The sequence below is a fragment of the Dyadobacter sp. genome (assembly GCF_017744695.1).
Lineage (GTDB): Bacteria > Bacteroidota > Bacteroidia > Cytophagales > Spirosomataceae > Dyadobacter.
Map to the genome: position 1 here is coordinate 215430 of NZ_JAGIAS010000004.1, position 18158 is coordinate 233587.

Annotated in this window: 15 protein-coding genes; 5 read left to right on the forward strand and 10 right to left on the reverse strand. The window is 50.1% G+C overall.

From position 1 onward, the window contains the following. Window positions 1-55: 55 nt before the first annotated feature. Window positions 56-340, forward strand: coding sequence for a hypothetical protein (locus J7619_RS16980; RefSeq protein ID WP_291200882.1), 285 nt, complete (start codon window positions 56-58; stop codon window positions 338-340). A gap of 328 nt (window positions 341-668) precedes the next feature. On the opposite strand, the gene mraY is transcribed toward J7619_RS16980, so the two are convergent. From mraY to rsmH, 5 genes are all read right to left on the reverse strand, one after another. Continuing rightward, window positions 669-1883, reverse strand: a complete 1215-nt coding sequence (mraY, locus tag J7619_RS16985; protein WP_223400721.1) for a phospho-N-acetylmuramoyl-pentapeptide-transferase — start codon at window positions 1881-1883, stop codon at window positions 669-671. A 71-nt stretch (window positions 1884-1954) separates the two neighbouring features. Further along, window positions 1955-3430, reverse strand: a complete 1476-nt coding sequence (locus J7619_RS16990; protein ID WP_291200887.1) for a UDP-N-acetylmuramoyl-L-alanyl-D-glutamate--2,6-diaminopimelate ligase — start codon at window positions 3428-3430, stop codon at window positions 1955-1957. Between the two features lie 6 nt (window positions 3431-3436). Continuing rightward, complete coding sequence (locus tag J7619_RS16995; protein WP_291200890.1) at window positions 3437-5581, reverse strand: penicillin-binding protein; 2145 nt, start codon at window positions 5579-5581, stop codon at window positions 3437-3439. 21 nt (window positions 5582-5602) lie between these two features. Then, a complete protein-coding gene (locus tag J7619_RS17000) occupies window positions 5603-6016 on the reverse strand; it encodes an FtsL-like putative cell division protein (RefSeq protein WP_291200893.1) in 414 nt (137 codons plus the stop codon). Between the two features lie 245 nt (window positions 6017-6261). Then, complete coding sequence (gene rsmH, locus J7619_RS17005; protein WP_291200896.1) at window positions 6262-7179, reverse strand: 16S rRNA (cytosine(1402)-N(4))-methyltransferase RsmH; 918 nt, start codon at window positions 7177-7179, stop codon at window positions 6262-6264. A 140-nt stretch (window positions 7180-7319) separates the two neighbouring features. Here rsmH and J7619_RS17010 point away from each other — a divergent pair, with 140 nt between their 5' ends. From J7619_RS17010 to J7619_RS17025, 4 genes are all read left to right on the forward strand, one after another. Further along, window positions 7320-8567, forward strand: coding sequence for a peroxiredoxin (locus J7619_RS17010; protein WP_291200899.1), 1248 nt, complete (start codon window positions 7320-7322; stop codon window positions 8565-8567). 143 nt (window positions 8568-8710) lie between these two features. After that, entirely contained in the window at window positions 8711-9175 is a 465-nt protein-coding gene (locus tag J7619_RS17015; protein WP_291200902.1) for a MarR family winged helix-turn-helix transcriptional regulator, read from the forward strand. A gap of 39 nt (window positions 9176-9214) precedes the next feature. Next, window positions 9215-11620: a 3-hydroxyacyl-CoA dehydrogenase/enoyl-CoA hydratase family protein gene (locus tag J7619_RS17020; RefSeq protein ID WP_291200905.1), complete on the forward strand. Its 2406-nt coding sequence runs from the start codon at window positions 9215-9217 to the stop codon at window positions 11618-11620. A 72-nt stretch (window positions 11621-11692) separates the two neighbouring features. Further along, complete coding sequence (locus tag J7619_RS17025; RefSeq protein ID WP_223400728.1) at window positions 11693-12136, forward strand: Rrf2 family transcriptional regulator; 444 nt, start codon at window positions 11693-11695, stop codon at window positions 12134-12136. A 9-nt stretch (window positions 12137-12145) separates the two neighbouring features. Here J7619_RS17025 and J7619_RS17030 read toward each other — a convergent pair whose 3' ends face one another. From J7619_RS17030 to J7619_RS17050, 5 genes are all read right to left on the reverse strand, one after another. Further along, window positions 12146-13768 (reverse strand): hypothetical protein, encoded by a 1623-nt coding sequence (locus tag J7619_RS17030; RefSeq protein ID WP_291200910.1) that lies wholly within the window; start codon window positions 13766-13768, stop codon window positions 12146-12148. Between the two features lie 4 nt (window positions 13769-13772). Further along, window positions 13773-14720 (reverse strand): glycosyltransferase, encoded by a 948-nt coding sequence (locus J7619_RS17035; protein WP_291200913.1) that lies wholly within the window; start codon window positions 14718-14720, stop codon window positions 13773-13775. Window positions 14721-14774: 54 nt separating this feature from the next. Then, on the reverse strand, window positions 14775-15851 hold the full coding sequence (locus J7619_RS17040; RefSeq protein WP_291200916.1) for an NAD-dependent epimerase/dehydratase family protein: 1077 nt from the start codon (window positions 15849-15851) through the stop codon (window positions 14775-14777). 240 nt (window positions 15852-16091) lie between these two features. After that, the gene (locus J7619_RS17045) at window positions 16092-16346 is read right to left on the reverse strand and encodes a hypothetical protein (protein WP_291200919.1); all 255 of its coding nucleotides are present in this window, start codon (window positions 16344-16346) and stop codon (window positions 16092-16094) included. A gap of 77 nt (window positions 16347-16423) precedes the next feature. Next, window positions 16424-18157, reverse strand: coding sequence for a M3 family oligoendopeptidase (locus J7619_RS17050; RefSeq protein ID WP_291200922.1), 1734 nt, complete (start codon window positions 18155-18157; stop codon window positions 16424-16426). Window position 18158: the final 1 nt, after the last annotated feature.

The following is an 18158-nucleotide window of genomic DNA, read 5'->3' on the forward strand; positions in this document are numbered from 1 at the left end:
CGCTTTGGTATGATATTTTAAACTTATTCTTCGAAAACAATCTTGAAAAAGGCTTATGGATAAGATCGAAAAGTTTAAGACCATGGAGAAAATCCTGCGCGAGATCGAGGATTTGAAAAACAGCGAAACTGCCGTGATCAAGAAGATTGGTCAGATTGAAACAGAAAATATGAATGTCAACGTCCAGAATCTCGACAAGTCGTTGAACGAGATCTACGACGGTGTTTATAAAAATCTCCAGAATGTGGAAAACCTTCAAAACTCTTTCACCGAAACCGTCGCAGATTTCAAGGAAAAGAACAAGATCACAGACGAAATGCTGCTCGAACTAAGAGAATAAATTACCCCGATATCATCAGACTAAAAACCACAGGAGGCTCCGATTCGCATGAATTGGGGCTTCTTGCTTTTTGGGAGGAAAGGGAGGATGGAGAATGGAGGAACGGGAAAAAACCAGAAGCAAAAACAGCCACGGCGCGGCTACCTGTTGATAGAAACCGAAAGGCAATACAGCGTTTGGCTCCGTAGGTGCCTCCTGATCGCATCGCGGGAGGCACCTACGGAGCCAAAACATATGTCAATCTGGATTTGGATGGCCCTCCGGGCCACGTTTTCTTCACCCCTTTCTCCTTCTCCTTTTTCCCTTTCCTCCTTCCTTCCTTTCCCCCCTATCGAAGTTTCAAAGTCGCCAACGTCAAAATCGCAAGGATAATCCCGACGATCCAGAAACGCGTTACGATCTTCGCCTCGTGAATTCCCTTTTTCTGATAGTGATGGTGCAGCGGCGACATCAGGAATATCCTTCGCCCTTCGCCGTATTTCTTTTTGGTGTATTTAAAATAGCTGACTTGTAATATCACCGACGCATTCTCGACAATGAAGATCCCGCACATGACCGGGATCAGCCATTCCTTACGGATCGCCAGTGCCACCACGGCGATCACGCCGCCGAGCATCAAACTGCCCGTATCGCCCATGAACACCTGTGCTGGGTACGCATTATACCATAAAAACCCGACACAGGCCCCTATGAATGCCGCACAGAATATTACCAGCTCTCCCGAATTGGGGATGTACATGATGTTGAGGTATTGCGAGAACTTCGTGTTACCCGACAAATAGGCCAGTACACCGAGCGTGAGTGCGATAATACCTGAAACTCCCGCAGCAAGGCCGTCGATCCCATCGGTAATGTTGGCGCCATTGGAGATCGCGGTAATGATGAAAATCGCGATGATCGTGTAGATAACCCAGGTATATTCTTCGGGCAACCAGCCAAAAAGCAGTGCCTTGTAGTCGAATTCGTTATTCTTGATGAACGGGATGGTGGTCACCGTCGGGTGGATGATGTCACGGTAACGCTGCACCTCACCCAAGCTGGAACTCAGCACCGGCTGGTCGTAGACCCTTATTTTGACATTATCATTAAACGAAAGCGTGATTCCGACGATCAATCCCAACCCTACCTGGCCGACGATTTTAAAACGTCCGGCCAAGCCATCCTTATTGTTCCTGAATTTTTTCAGATAATCATCCAAAAACCCGATACCTCCCGTCCAGACAGCCGTAATGAGCAGCAAAACGATGTAGACATTACTCAACTTGGCAAACAGCAAAACGGGGATCAGCAGCGAGGCCAGGATGATGAAGCCACCCATGGTAGGCGTGCCCGCTTTCTCCATCTGCCCTGCCAATCCAAGATCTCGGATCGACTCGCCCATTTGCTTTCTCCGGAGCAGATTGATGATCGACTTCCCGTAGGCGGCGGCGATGAAAAGCGACAAAACCGTCGCACCCAACGCCCTGAACGAGATGTACTGGAATACCCCGGCCCCGGGAATGTTGAATTGTTTGTCTAAGTAATCGAAGAGATAATAGAGCATGAAAAAGCGTGTTGGGATGACGGCTGCAAAATTGGTTTTTTTAATAGACTACGCCAAAAGCATAGTGATTTTTAATTGCCCGCCCGTTTTGCGAACACTTCCATCAGCACCTCCTTATCATCAAAATGGTGTTTTACACCTTTTACGTCCTGGTAATTCTCATGCCCTTTACCTGCGATCAGGATAATGTCCCCCGGCGCCGCTTCCAGTCCGGCTTTAAGAATAGCCTCGTGGCGGTCTTCGATCACCGTTGTTTTTTTGTAATCTAACGGCGGTACGCCCTTACGCATCTGGTCGAGGATGTCCATGGGATCTTCGAACCGCGGGTTATCCGACGTCAGGATCACGCGGTTGCTATACCGGCAGGCTATTTCCGCCATTTTAGGCCGCTTTTCGGCGTCGCGGTTGCCACCGCAACCCACTACCGTCACGACCTGCTCATTTCCCTGCCGCAAATGCGTGATCGTTTCGAGCACGTTTTCGAGCGCGTCGGGCGTGTGCGCGTAATCCACGATACCCACGATATGGTCCGCGGAATGGAATTGCTCGAAGCGCCCCGGAGGACTTTTCAGATTCGAAAGTTCTGTCAAAACGGCTTCTTCGTTCTCTCCCAAAAGCACCGCTGCACCATATACCGCAAGCAGGTTATAGGCATTGAACCGACCGATCACGCGGAACCAGACTTCCTGATTGTTGATCTCCATATGCATCCCCGCAAGGGTATCGGAGATGATCTTGCCTTTGAAAGTCGCAAGCGTTTGGAGCGAGTAAGTCTCGACGCGTGCTTTCGTATTTTGCACCATCACATTACCCCGCCGGTCGTCGATATTTACCAACGCGAACGCTGATTTGGGCAATGCATCGAAAAAGCCCTTTTTGGCTTTGATATAGTTATCGAAAGTCTTGTGGAAATCGAGGTGGTCGTGGGTAATGTTGGTAAAAATACCCCCGGCGAAATGCAGACCGGTAATGCGGTGCTGCGCCACGGAATGCGAGCTTACTTCCATAAACACGTGGCTGCAATTACTTGCGGCCATCTGCGCCAGCAATGCATTCAATGCAACGGCATCGGGCGTGGTATGCGTGGACGGTATCACCTCGTCTTCGATCTGATTCTGAACCGTTGACAGCAACCCGCAACGGTACCCCAACGCCCTGAAAAGCTGGAACAGGAACGTGGCCACCGAAGTTTTGCCATTGGTCCCGGTTACCCCAACGAGCTTTACTTTTTTGGATGGATACCCGTAAAATGCGGCTGCGATCAGCCCCATTGCCGCGGCGGAATCCTCCGCCTGGATGTAGGTAACATCCTCCCTTACACTTTGGGGCAGCTCCTCGCATAATATGGCCGTCGCGCCAAGTTCAGCAGCCGTGTGGATAAACTGATGGCCGTCTACCTGTGTGCCGCGCAATGCTACAAAAAGGCTTCCCGGCAGTACTTTTCTGGAATCCAGAATGATATTCTTGACCTTGACATCGGCGTAACCATGAATAGTGGCCCCTTTTACTTCGCCGAGCAGGCTGCTCAACACTTGTTCGTTTTCCATGAAGGATTATTGTAATGTAAGCAGGATTGTCTTGCTTCCTGATTTGTTGCTGCCCGGCGGTATCGATTGCTCTACCACCTTGCCCGAGCCTTTGAATGTTACCCTGAAACCTTTGTTTTCCATTAAATACAAAGCATCCCGCATCGACATGCCTTGCAGGTTCGGTACATCGCGCGAGTCGACCTCGCGCGGATTCCATTTGGTTTTGCCTTTTTTATAGAGCGACGCCGCAGCATATTCGCTTTCCTCCGGCGCTGGCGTCATGTTCAGGGTTTTACTGATCACATTCAGATCATTGGTAATCCCCGCCCATTTCACATCCTCCGATTTCTCGGGGACAGAATCTCTAACCGGTTTTTGAATGGCCACATCATAAGCGTAAATACGGTCGGCGACTTCCTTGAAAACAGGGGCGGCGACACTTCCTGCATACCGGGTGTAGTCGGCACCCGTGCTTTTCGGGTTGTCGATGATCACAATGCAGCTGTATTTGGGCTTATCTGCCGGGAAATAGCCCGCAAATGAAGTATAGTTCTTACCCTCGGTATAAACCCCGTTGATCAGCTTCCGCGCAGTGCCGGTTTTCCCGGCGATTTGGTATAAATCGCTTTTAATATGCTTCGCCAAACCTGCGTTCACCACCCCTTCGAGCATCTTTTTCACCTTCCGGATCGTTTCAGGCGAGCAAATCGGCTTTTCTTCCACATATGGAGGGATCTTGTCTTCGATTTCCTCCGCATTACGGATTTCGCGCACGATCATCGGGCGTACCCAGTAACCATTATTCGCCACCGCGTTGTAGAATGCCAGCGTTTGCAAGGGCGTCATCTGCATTTCATAGCCATGCGCCATGAAATACATCGAGTAGCTGCTCCATTGCTTCGACTTGCGGTCGCGGATCAATGGCGGCTTTTCGCCTTTCATGTGAATGCCGGTTGGCTGCGTGAGATGGAATTGTTTGAGATAACTCAGGTATTTGTCGGGCTTGTTGGCAAAATACCGCTGCATGAGTTGCACAATGCCGATGTTGGACGACTTCTCCAAAACCTGCGAAGCCGTAATGGTACCAAAGCCTCCTCGGTGCGCATCACGGATAATATGGTTGCGAAACTTCATCGCGCCGTCTCCGGTATTGACCGTCACCTGATCCGGGTCCATATGGGTTTCTTCAAGCAGGGCCATCATCGTGGCCAGCTTGAAGGTCGATCCGGGGTCGTTGCTGCCTGCCAACGCGTAGTTGAAAACTTCCTCGTATTTACCGGGGCCGCGTTTGGTAAGGTTCGCCATGGCTTTGATTTCACCCGTAGCCACTTCCATAATGATCACCGAGCCAAAATCCGCGTCCATTTCGAGCAGCTTCCGGCGCAATGCGATCTCGGTGCGCTCCTGGTAGTTCATATCCAGCGTAGTGTAAATGTCCCTTCCCGCCGCCGGTTGTACATTCAATGCATCCCCGACCGGGATTTTCAACCCGCCTTCTACTTTTTCAACCCATCCGATACCCGGTCTTCCTTCGAGCTGCTTGTCAAAACTGGCTTCCAGGCCAATATACCCGCGTCCGCTTTTCGGATCGATGCCTCCGATCGTACGGTCGGCCATCGGGCTGAATGGCTTGTAGCGTTTGTAGATCGTTTCGAACTTGCCGCCGCCGCCTTTACGGTCTTTGGCAAAAAACGGCCACTTTTTAAGCCGCTCGCGCTCCAAATGCGTAATTTCTTTGCTTTTCAGGCGCAGGTACCGCTTGCTCTTGCTCACGCGGTAGCGCATGATCTTGCTTTTGTAGCCTTCCGCGGTGTTTTCCTTGAAGTTCTTGGCCAGTAGCGACGCCAGCTCATCGATGTGGTTGTAGAAATAGGCCGAATCAGCCACTTTGGTATCAAAACCAACATAGTAATATGGCAATGAGGTAGCGAGCAAGCTTTTGTCGCTTGCGTAGATGTTCCCGCGCATCGCCGGGATCGTATCGAGTTTCAGGTCGTTCTTTTCGGAATACTCCGCCCAGGTTTTTCCCTTGAATGTATCGTAATACTGAACCCGAATCAGCTTGACGAAAACCATAATCGCCAGCAAAAACAGCATCCAGCCGACCAAACGGGCCCGGTTGATCAGCGCTTTTTTATTGTTCTGACCGCTTTCGACTTCGTTTTTCATGAGGCGTTGAGAAAAAACGGCTTATTCTTCGTCTTCTTTTAAAATGATTTTCTTAGGCGGGGTAAGGTTTTCAACCAATCCTTCGGCCTGTACTTTTTCCACCACTACGGACTGCTTCCCGGCCCGCTCATATTCGGCATGGATGGAAGTATATTCCGCTTTCAGGTCGTCAACCTCCTTTTTGAGCTTGATGCTTTTCCGTACATAATCCTCCGATTGGAACCCGATGCGCTCGTAAGCCACGAGCAATATGATCACCCATCCGAAATAGTAAAAATATTTCACCGGCAAACGCTCTTCCTGCCCCGGCAGCTTCTCACCGAAAACCTTGTCGAGCGGCAAAAACTTGTTCAGCCAGTTGAACAGTGAATATTCCCGCTTCCGTTTCGGCGGTTTAGGCGGCATCGGCTTTGGGCGTTTTCTATTTTCAGCCATGCGTAACGTTACGTTAAGTATTTGAGCGACTAGGTTTGGTCAGGAGGTAGTCATTTGTGGTCAAGTGTTGTCAGGAATGGTCATTTATTGCGGTCCGCCGCGCGGTAAGGTATTGTCATTAATGGTCAGGGGTGGTCATTTATCGCAAAAAATCTCTCTCAATACTATCCATTACTACTTCTGACAACACCTGACTACCAATGACTACACTTGACAATACCTGACAACATCATACACCGGCACCATCAAGCCCTGGTCGCAATCCGCAATTTGGCGCTCCGGGCGCGCGGGTTTACGGCTACCTCTTCCGCAGTGGCTTCGACGGGCTTGCGTGTCACGCTTTTCAGCGATTTGATCTCGTTCCCATAAAAGTCCTTCTCTACTTCTCCGTAAAACTTCCCTTTTTGAATGTAATTTTTCACGAGCCTGTCTTCCAGCGAATGGTACGACATCACCACCAGTCTGCCGTCGGGCGTGAGCACCTCGGGCACCTGCGTGAGGAACTCTTCGAGCACTGCCAGTTCATCATTCACCTCGATCCGCAACGCCTGGAACACCTGTGCGAAATACTTGTTCTCGCGGTGCTTGGGCGCGTAGCGCATGAGAATGCTTTTCAGGTCATTAACGGTTTCGATGGGCGTATTGTATCTGGCTGCGATAATCGCCTCCGCAGCGGTGCGGGCATTGGTTACTTCTCCATACATTCCCAGAATGCGTTGCAATTCCCCTGCCGAGCGTGTTTTAAGCACTTCCCGGGCCGTTTTTTCGGTATTCGGATTCATGCGCATGTCCAGGTCGGCGTCAAAACGGGTAGAAAACCCCCGCTCGGGCGTGTTGATCTGGTGCGACGAAACACCCAGATCGGCCAGGATGCCGTTCACTTGCGGCGCCTTATTCAGTTTCAGGTAACGTTTCAAGTGCCTGAAATTGGCCGGGATGAATGTAAACCGGGGATCATCCTTGAATTCCAGCGCATTAGCGACAGCATCCGGGTCCTGGTCAAAAACAAGCAGCCGGCCGGTCGTAAGCCTTTCCAAAATGGCCCGCGAATGCCCGCCGCCACCAAAAGTAACGTCGACATAAATGCCATCGGGCTGTATTTGAAGGCCTTCCAGGCACTCGGACAACATGACGGGAACGTGGTAGGTACTAGGCGAATCCATTTGTTAAAAGCAATGTACTGAGGAACTATTTCCGGCAATCCGGCAGTTACAAACTTAGCAATTTTCAAGCGTAGGAATCACGCCCGCGCGGGGAATTAATTTTGACACCACTAATGTCTTTCAACACCAGTAAATTGCATATGAGACTCCTATTATTGTTTGGAATACTTTCATCTTTTATCATCTCAACGAGTTTTCCAGCGTTCTCCGACACGCCCGTAAAATCGGGTATCTGGCGGGCCACGCTCACCCGAGACAAGCAAAAGCTGCCCCTCCTCCTGGATATTTCGCCAAATCCAGATGGCAAAACGCTCTCCGTACACATCATTAACGGAACGGAAAAGCTTAAAATGGACAGCAGCTATTTCCAGAACGACTCGCTCGTAATCCCGATGATGATGTTCGATGCCAAAATCGTCGCCAAATCGACCGGTGACGAGTTGAAAGGCACTTACTACCGCTATGCCAACGGCGTTGTGGCGGGCTCATTGCCCTTCGAGGCCGAGCAGGGCGAAAATTATAAGTTTTTCAAAAAAGGCGAAGCCAAAAGCAGCCGTAATGTGAGCGGCAAATGGGCCACTACCTTTAAGAACCCGGCCACCGGCGACGAAACTATTGCCGTAGGAAACTTTACGCAGCAGGGTACCGACGTATCCGGCTCGTTCCTGACCCCGACCGGCGATTACCGCTTCCTGACAGGCTCGGTCAATGGCGACAGCCTTTATTTATCCACATTCGACGGTTCCTTCGCGATGCTTTTCAAAGCAGGCTTCCAGCCCGATGGTTCTTTGAGCGGCAACCAGTGGTCTGGTGTAAAAGCATTTAAAACCTGGACCGCGAAGCCCGATCCAAATGCAAAGTTGCCGGACGCGACCAAAATGACATTTCTCAAACCAGGCCATGAAAGCGTGGATTTCACTTTGCAAGATACCAAGGGCAAAACCTGGACACTGAAAGACCCGCGTTTCGCCGGCAAGCCGGTCATCATCCAGATCATGGGCTCGTGGTGCCCCAACTGTATGGATGAAACCAACTACCTCGCGCCCTGGTATAAAAAGAACAAAAGCCGCGGTGTCGAAATCGTCGGGCTGTCGTTCGAGCGCTCCGATAAGCCTGAAATTGCCAATCCTAAAATCGACAAAATGGTACACCGCTTCGGAATCGAATACCCCGTGGTGCTCGCTGGTACCAGCTCGGATGCTTCCACGGCGAAGGCGTTGCCGATGCTCAACAAGGTGATGTCGTACCCGACTACCATTTTTATCGACAAGTCCGGAAAGGTCCGGGAGATCCATACGGGCTTCAATGGCCCGGGTACCGGCCACTACTACGACGAGTTCGTGGCTGACTTCAATACCTTAATGGATAAGCTCATCAGCGAGAAATAATAAGCAAAGACAGCAGAGCACACCGTCACCTATGAGGCGGTGTGTTTTTTATTGGTCCCAAATTAGTATGCTTGCATAATAGTAAGCACATTGCTTACATTTGTGACAAGGGCATTACCTGATACCAATAGCTTTTTGAAACGATGCGCAAGGAAAAAACAATCGATTTCCAGATCAAGTGGGCCTGGCATTCCATATCGCGGATGTACAATGCCTATGCCGCCCGTTTTGACACAACGATGGCCGTCGGTTACGTCCTGCTGAACATCGACATTGAGCACGGCACGCCTGCTACGAAAATAGCCCCTTTGCTCGGTATGGAGCCGCGGAGCCTGGTGCGGATGCTGAAAAACCTGGAAGAAAGGGGCCTCATCCGCCGGGAAGTGAGTAAAGACGACAAGCGTTTCGTCCGCATTGTGCTCACAGAGCTCGGCAAAGAGAAACGCGAACTCGCACGCGAGGGCGTGATTTCCTTCAACACGATGATCCGCGATAAAATACCGCTGGATAAGCTGGTCGTGTTTTTTGATGTTATTAAAGATATAAACCGATTGGTGGAAGAAGAGAATCAGAAGCTGAAAGCAGGAGAAATGACCGAAGATCTCTGACGAACATCAATCCTATCCTGAAAACCAACCTTAGTAAAAATGAATCGTTCCATTCGTAAAGTAGCTGTTCTTGGTTCGGGCATTATGGGCTCGCGCATTGCCTGCCATTTTGCCAATATAGGCGTTGAAGTGCTCATGCTGGACATTGTTCCGAAAGACCTCACCGACGCCGAAAAAGCGAAAGGCATCACCACCGATCACCCGGCGTTCCGGAACAGGATCGTGAATGATTCGTTTCAGGCGACACTCAAGGCTACGCCGGCGTCGTTGTACAGCCCGGCATTCGCTTCGCGGATCAAGCTCGGTAACTTCGAGGATAACCTGGCCGATATTAAAAACTACGATTGGGTAATAGAGGTCGTGGTAGAAAGGCTGGACATCAAAAAGAGCCTTTACGAGAAAGTGGATGCGCTTCGTAAGCCCGGCACGCTCATTACCTCGAATACGTCGGGTATCCCTATTCACCTGATGGCCGAAGGCCGGAGCGAGGATTTCCGCAAAAATTTCGCAGGAACGCACTTTTTCAACCCGCCACGCTACCTGCGCCTGCTCGAAATCATCCCGACAGCCGATACCGATCCGGGTGTGGTCGATTTTCTGATGCATTATGGCGAGCTGTTTTTGGGTAAAACCACCGTGCTCTGTAAAGACACGCCCGGCTTCATTGCGAACAGACTCGGTATTTACGCATTGATCCAGACCATCCGCGTGGCCGAAGAAATGGGGCTGAGTGTAGATGAAGTGGATAAACTGACCGGACCTGTTGCGGGAAGACCGAAATCGGGTACCTACCGGCTTTCGGATGTCGTAGGTCTCGACACGACTGTCCATGTAGCCAACAACCTTTATGCATCCGGCGAAGGTAAAGACGAATCGCGCGATGCATTTGTGCTGCCGGAAATCATGCAAAGGCTGTTCGATAACAAATGGCTGGGCGATAAAACGGGGCAGGGTTTTTATAAGAAAATTAAAGACGAAAAAGGTAAATCCGTTATCCTGGCGCTGGATTTTAAAACGCTGGAATACGTGCCGTCGGGCAAGGTGAAATTCGATACCCTCGAAGGCACCAAAAATATCAGCGACGTGTACAAACGCTTCGGCGCGCTGGTGGCAGGTAAGGACAAGGCTGGTGATTTTTACCGGAAAACATTTGCGGATGTATTCAAATATGCCACATTCCGCATTCCTGAAATTTCGGACGAAATATTCCGGATCGACCAGGCCATTACAGCCGGTTTCGGATGGCAATATGGCCTTTTCGAAACGTGGGATGCCATTGGTGTGAAAAACATGCTGGCGATCATGGAGTCGCTGGATCTGAAACCGGCCGCGTGGGTTTACGAAATGCTCGCAGCGGGCAACGAGTCCTTCTATAAAGTCGAGGCTGGCAAGCGGCTGTATTATGATATTCCTTCGAAATCGTACAAACGCATTCCGGGCCAGGACAGCTTCATTTTACTCAGCAATCTTTCCAACAACATTGTTTGGAAAAACGCAGGTGCTAACCTGTACGACATCGGCGACGGCATCCTGAACCTTGAATTCAAATCCAAAATGAACACGATGGGTTCGGAGGTGATCGAGGGCATTCAAAAAAGCATTAGTCTTGCCGAGAAGGATTTCCGGGGACTGGTGATTGGAAATGAAGCCGTCGAAGCATTTTCGGCCGGAGCCAACCTGGCAATGTTGTTTATGTACGCTGTCGAGCAGGAGTTTGACGAGATTAACCTCGTGATTTCGCAATTCCAGCAAACCATGATGCGCGCGCGGTACTCGTCGGTGCCGGTGGTGGTGGCGCCTCACACGCTTGCGCTCGGGGGCGGCTGCGAGCTTACGCTACACGCGGACAAGGTAGTAGCACACGCGGAAACGTACATCGGTCTGGTCGAATTTGGCGTGGGGCTGATCCCTGCCGGCGGCGGTACCAAAGAAATGGCATTGCGCTGCTCGGATATGTACCAGGCGGGCGATCCCGAACTGAATATCCTCCAAAATGCATTCATGAACATCGCTCAGGCGAAGGTGTCCACGTCCGCGCACGAGGCAAAGGCGATGAATTACTTGCAGGACAAAGACCAGATCGTACTCAATCGCTCCCGGTTGATCGCCGAAGCCAAACAGGCGGCCATTGATCTGGCGGAAAATGGTTATACCCAACCCAAACCACGCCACGACATTAAGGTACAGGGCAAAACGGGCATTGCATTGTTCCTGGCGGGCATTACCCAAATGCGCCTCGCAAACTATATTACCGACCACGACGCCAAAATTGCGGGTAAACTGGCCTACGTCATCAACGGCGGCGATTTGAGCTATCCGCAGCTTGTTTCGGAACAATACCTGATCGATCTTGAACGGGAAGCCTTCCTCTCTCTGTGCGGCGAGAAAAAGACGCTGGAAAGAATGCAGGGACTCCTGAATGGCGGCAAGCCACCCAGAAACTGATCGGGAATTATTGTTTCACCAAATTATGTTTCATCTTTACGGTTGCTGACCCAAAAGTACATTTGATCAACAATGATTTCGAAAAAAGCTAAATACGCGCTCAAGGCCCTCAAAGTTCTGGCGGAACAATACGGAAAAGGACCCGTATTGATCTCTTACATTGCTGAAAAAGAGAAGATTCCTAAAAAATTCCTGGAAGCGATCCTGCTCGACTTGCGGAACAATGGCGTGCTCCAAAGCCAGAAAGGAAAAGGCGGTGGCTATCTGCTTCGCGTACCCCCGGGGGAAGTCAATTTCTCGAAGGTATTGCGGATCATCGACGGGCCTATCGCACCTGCGCTTTGCGTTTCCATGTTCTTCTATGGCAAATGCGACGATTGCAAGGATGAAGAGACATGCAGCTTACGTACCGTCCTCGAAAGATGGAGAGATGCCAACCTGGCTGTTTTGGACAAGACGACGCTGAATGACCTGTTGCAAGCGGAAAACGCCGCGTCGACAGACATTTTATCGTAAGACGGCAGGCTACTGCGGGGTCGCCGTGCGACGATCATTGCGGATGTAAAGCCGCACATCGTCATACTCGCCCAGCAAAGTGTAGTGATTACGGAGATATTGATTTAACTCAGGGTAGCTTTCGATGCCCTGAGTTTTTTTGTCTTGCACCCAATGGCTGTTCTTGCCCACCGCATCCACCACAAATGCCGGTTTAGTTCTTTCCAGGTCGGACATGTAGCGCTTGCGATAGGTATCGCGCATCGGATGTTCAAAAATTGAGCGTTCTGAATGGTTTTCGGCCGTTCCCTGCGCCAGTTGTGCTTCTACATAGTACGAACAATTCCAGCCCCACACAACCATGTAGTCGCCTTCTTTCCGCCGTTTCAGGATTTCCGTTACCACCGGGCTTTGCTGTAATGTCGTTTTGCCTACCGAATCGAATGCATTCAACCGGCGCTCTTTCACGTAATGCAATGCGTCATAACCACCAAACCACATCACAATGATCGCGGGGAATGCAAGCGACCAGCCTTCGACAGCCGAAAAGCCGTATGCAGCCAGCAATGACCATGGAATAATGCAGAAATTGAGGTAATGAATAAAATCGTTGCCCGATTTCGTTACGGCGTAGATACTCGCCAGAATAAGCAATAGGATGGTAAACGGTACATAGAAATCCATTTTACCGGGCACGTAAAGCCTTACTATCCTGACCAACCCGATCACGATCGGAACAATCAATGCAAGGGTGAAAAACTGGAAGTCGGTGGATAATGAGACAATCTTGTAGAATTGAGAGGGGATCTCCGCAAACGTGCTTCCACCCGCATAAATCGCATTTCCAAGCACATAAAAATCAATGAGGTCGTCGAAAACACCGAACGCCAATGTGAATGCGAGGAAAAAAAGCGGCACGGTAAGTCCGCCCAGGATCAATGCACCTGCGGATTTGAACTCCCCATACCGCTGAAACCGACTGAACAATACCCAGGATGCCGACAATACTATGACGGCGACAATCGGTACGGCTTGCAATTTCCCAAAAGGAACCGCTCCCGCCGCGAGGCCCAGAAAATAAAGTCCGCCTGGCGAAGGCGCCGTTTTCGGATCGAGACGCGAAAGTTGATACAGGCAAAATGCGAGCAACAGAACCGGAAGCTGCTCACTCGAATAATGCACGAAATCGATTTCCTGCGTAAAAGCCACAAAAAGCAGCGGAACAATGGAAACGCCACGCGCTATCGTCGCGCCAAACCAGTTTTTTAATGCGGAAAACAATAAAAGCCACGCCCCGGCCACACAAAGCAATCCCATAAAACGGGCAGCACTGTAATCGATTTGAAAACCCAGCAGCTTGGGAAATACCAGCAGATAGTTATCCAACGGGCCTATGGTGGTGCCATCGACAGACCGCCAATATACCGAGTCCTGTAACAGCGTAATCGCATGACTAAGCATCTGGCTCTCGTCCTGATTGAGCTCGCGGTTGAAGACGATCACCGGCAACCGCATCACAACAAGCAGCAGAACGCCTAACGACAAGTATGCCCGGGTGGACAGCGATTTATTTTGTGAGGCAAAAATGAGAACACCAGCCAGCAAATAGCCCAGAAACCAATAAATGGGGGGAGAATTGTCGAAACTAAACATACGATTAGCTAAAAGACTCTACTTTCTCGACAAAATCGCGGTAATGAACGGCGGGGATAAAATGCTGCTGCGACCGGTACTGCAACACCATAAATACCAGAAACAGCGATATAAGGAATGATTGCAACATGAGGATCATGAGCGTACTGCCTAATGTCGATGCCCAACCGGGCGTAGCATTCCCGATCAGTTTCAGGAAAAGAATGAAGAATATAAATCCAATGGCAATGGCCGACATGAAGATCGAGAAGATCAGAATACGCACTGCCGTAGTATCGACCATCACCGAAATAGCGCTCAAACCGTGCAGGACGAGCGACACGAAATTCATTTTACTCTCACCAGCCAGCCTTTTGGCACGGTTGGTCAGCACCGAATCGTAAGGAATGCGTGATTTGATCACTCCCCCCGGGTAGTTGTTCCAGATCTCGGAAACGCGCACGAGGTTCTGCAAACGGCTTTGCGGCACCAGGCTGAAATTGCCGAAAGTGATCACCTTACCCGTCAACAATTTGAAAACATACTTATAAATCACATAAAAAAAACGGAACAGGAAGCCCTCGGTGCGCTTGTTGCGCTCCGCAAAAATAATCTTGTCCGGCTCTTCGATAGACCTCGCCGCCAGCTTGTTAATATCGCCGGGCGCATCCTCTCCATCCGCGTCCATTACGATCACCTTGTCCGCTTTCAAATTTTCGGCTACATAAGATAACCCGATCGCAATCGCTTTCTGGTGGCCCAGGTTACGGTATAGCCGCAACACTTTCAGCTCTTTTCCTCCGAAAGCAGCAAATGGCTCAGTTCTGGGACGGGAAGAGCAGTCGTCGACGATGAGTAGCGTCGTATTTTGAAGGATCGGGGTATTTAAATCCGCATTAATCTTTTGAATCAGCAGATTCAGTGCCTCCCAGTCATTGAATTGGGGAATAATAATGACGTAATTTTCTGGCATGGGAGAGAGTTACGAAAGCCTCCGGAAAGTAGTTCCGGAGGCTTTGAATGTGATTTAAACCGTTTTTACGCCCAATCGCGACGAGATTCCGTCGTGGATCTGGGTGAGTGTTTCCACGAGCCCGTATTCCCAGTTCCAATCCGGGTAATGCGACTTGAACTTCGAAAGGTCGCTGACGTACCAGATGTGATCGCCGATACGGTTGGTCTCGGAATAGGAGTAAGAAAGTTTGTTTCCTGTAATCTGCTCGCACAATGCGATCGCTTCGAGCATCGAGCAGTTGGCAAAACGGCCGCCACCGGCGTTATAAACTTCGCCCGGACGCGGGTTTTGATAATAATGCCAGAACATGTTCACCAGATCGTGGCTATGGATATTGTCGCGTACCTGCTTGCCTTTGTAACCGAAAATCGTGTAATGTGTTCCGGTAATGGCACATTTCATCAGGTAAGCCAGGAAGCCGTGCAGCTGCGCGCCGGAGTGGTTAGGACCTGTGAGGCAACCTCCGCGGAAAACAGCCGTTTTCATCCCGAAATAGCGGCCATATTCCTGCACCATAATATCGGCAGCCACTTTGGAAGCACCGAAAATAGAGTGTTTGGTATGGTCTATGCTATGATTTTCGTCGATACCGTTTTCGAAATACGGGTGATTTTCATCAATTTCCCAACGCGTTTCGAGCTCTACCAGTGGCAGGTAGTTAGGATTATCACCATAAACCTTGTTGGTAGAAGTGAAAATAAACACTGCCTCAGGTGCGTGCAGGCGGGTCATTTCGAGCATATTCAATGTACCTACCGCGTTCACGCCGAAATCGGTGAATGGCTCGCGGGCTGCCCAGTCGTGGCTTGGCTGCGCTGCCGCATGAACGATCATTTTAATGTCCGTTCCGTACTCTTTGAAAATAGGTTCGAGCTGGCTGACCTCGCGGATATCCGCAGAATAGTGTTTGTAGTTGCCAAAAGCCTCCTCAATGCGATTGCGGTTCCATTCAGTGTTTCCATCCGCGCCAAAAAAGTATTGGCGAAGGTTGTTATCGACTCCGATGACCAGGTCAAACTTGCCAGCCAAAAAAGCAACTGATTCACTTCCAATTAGTCCGGCGGAGCCGGTGACCAAAGCTATGTTCATGTTTTGAATACTTTTTAATCGCTTATTTCTTTCTAAAATTTCGGCTTCGCCCTGCCTCGAATACGTAAAGTAAATTAAAAATGTTCAATCGTCACAACTTCACTTAGTCAATGGGCAGAATCCAGAAGGATAATACGCGCAACACAATATTAAAATTGTTCAATAACTAAAAAAATAGGGCAAAAAAAAGATATCCCCATTTTCCGGGGATATCTCGTATATTTTATCAATGAATGGTTGCTATTCTTTCACCAGCGAGCTAGGAATTTTACCACCGTAAAGCTTCGCGCGGATGTCGTTTACGCGGGCATCGAGCTCAGGCTTCGCATCATACTTGAATGACATCTGACGCGGCAGGGAATCAGGGCTTACGCCATATACCCACTCATTACCGGCATTCACATCTTTTTGATCCTTGCGGTTGAACCTTTGGTATTCGCAAGAAGAAAGAAGTACCACACACGCAGCAAAAGCAACTATTTTATTGAATTTCATTTCTTTGATCGTTCATAGTATTGTGCGCAAAAATAACCGCCAATTTCATAACCACCAAATTGCAGGCAGCTGAAATATTATTTTTTTAATTCGGCCAATTCATCCCGCACAAACTGCATCAGCTCAGCGATATGCCGCTCCGAGAAATCGAACGGGATATTGGCGGCCTGGTAAATTTCACCTATCGTAGCGGTATATCCGAGCTTCAATGCGTCCAGGTACCCTTTCAAGCCAGCCGTTGGGTTCTCCCGGTAGTTTTTCCAGACGCCGATCGCGCCCAACTGCGCAATGCCGTATTCGATGTAATAGAATGGCACTTCATAAATGTGCAACTGGCGCTGCCACAGGTACTTTTTGAAATTTTCCAATCCCGACCAATCCATTACGGTGTCGGTAAATTCCTCATAAATACGCACCCACGCGTCGGTGCGCTGCTCAGGCGTATGCCGCGGATTTTCGTACATCCAATGCTGGAATTTATCCACCGTCGCGACCCAGGGCAGAGTTTCGATGATCGATTCCAAATGGGTGATCTTGGCGCGTTTCAGGTCTTCTTCGTTTTCAAAGAACTCGTCCCAGAAATCCATCGTGATCAATTCCATCGACATCGAAGCCAACTCGGCCACCTCCGAAGGTGTGTGTTTAAACGAATTCAAGGCGAGGTCGCGCGTCACGAGTGAGTGTACCGCATGCCCGCCCTCGTGCAGGAGCGTAACCATGTCGCGCAGGTTGGAAGTCGCATTCATGAAGATAAACGGCACGCCAATCTCGTCGAGGGGATAGTTATAGCCCCCCGGTGCCTTGCCCTTCCGTGATTCGAGGTCCAGGTGCTTCATGGTTTTCATAATGCGCAGGCAGTCGCCCAGGAACGGGTCGAGGCGCGAGAAAGCGCGGATCGTCTTGTCGAGCAGCTCCTCACCGGTTTCGAATGGTTTCAAAGGCGGCAAGCCCTTCGGATCGACTTTCGTATCCCACGGACGAAGCGCATCCACCTGCAATGCCGCTTTACGCTCTGCAGCCATTTCGTTCAAAATCGGCACAACCGCCTTTTTTACCGAACCATGAAAGTTGAAGCAATCCTGCGGCGTGTAATCGAACCGGCCCATTGCGGCGAACATATAGTCGCGGTAGTTGGCAAAACCCGCATTGCGGCCCACGGTGTCGCGGAGACTCACAAGCTTGTTGAGCAAATCATCCAATTTCTCGTGATCCTCGTAACGGCGTCCGCTGATCGCGCGCCACGCTTCCTCACGCACATGGCGATCGGTGGATTGCAGACGGTCGGCAGCGCGTTGCAGGGTCATTTCCTCGCCATCGAGCGTAACCGTCATCGCACCGGCGATAGCGCCGTATTTACGTTCTTCGGTTTGCATTTCCGTGATAACCGGGATATTCTCCTCACGAAAAATCTCGATCGCCTTCTTCATTCCCCGCAATGTAATCGCGAAACCGGGCTCTGTCAGCTCACCCAGAAAAGGGTTATCGACGATCTTCTTGTCGAGCGCATTGCCGTATTCGGCCAGTTTCGGCTGAATTTCCGTGATGAAGAATTGCAATGCGTTGATTAAACCTGTATTTGCAGTGTCGCAAGTCTGCCGGATGTAGCGCCATGCGAAATTTTCAGAGAGATACGACTCGATCTCGCTCCGGTCCGAAAACCATTGCTTCAAATCTTCCAGCGAGTTGATTTCCCTGTTTTTCAAATTCTCGAAGAATGGCTGAACATCATCCCATTTCTTCAAATCAAATTCTTCCCCGATAAAAGGCCGCTTCGCGCGGGTTGGTATATGTAGTGTTTTCTGGTTGGACATA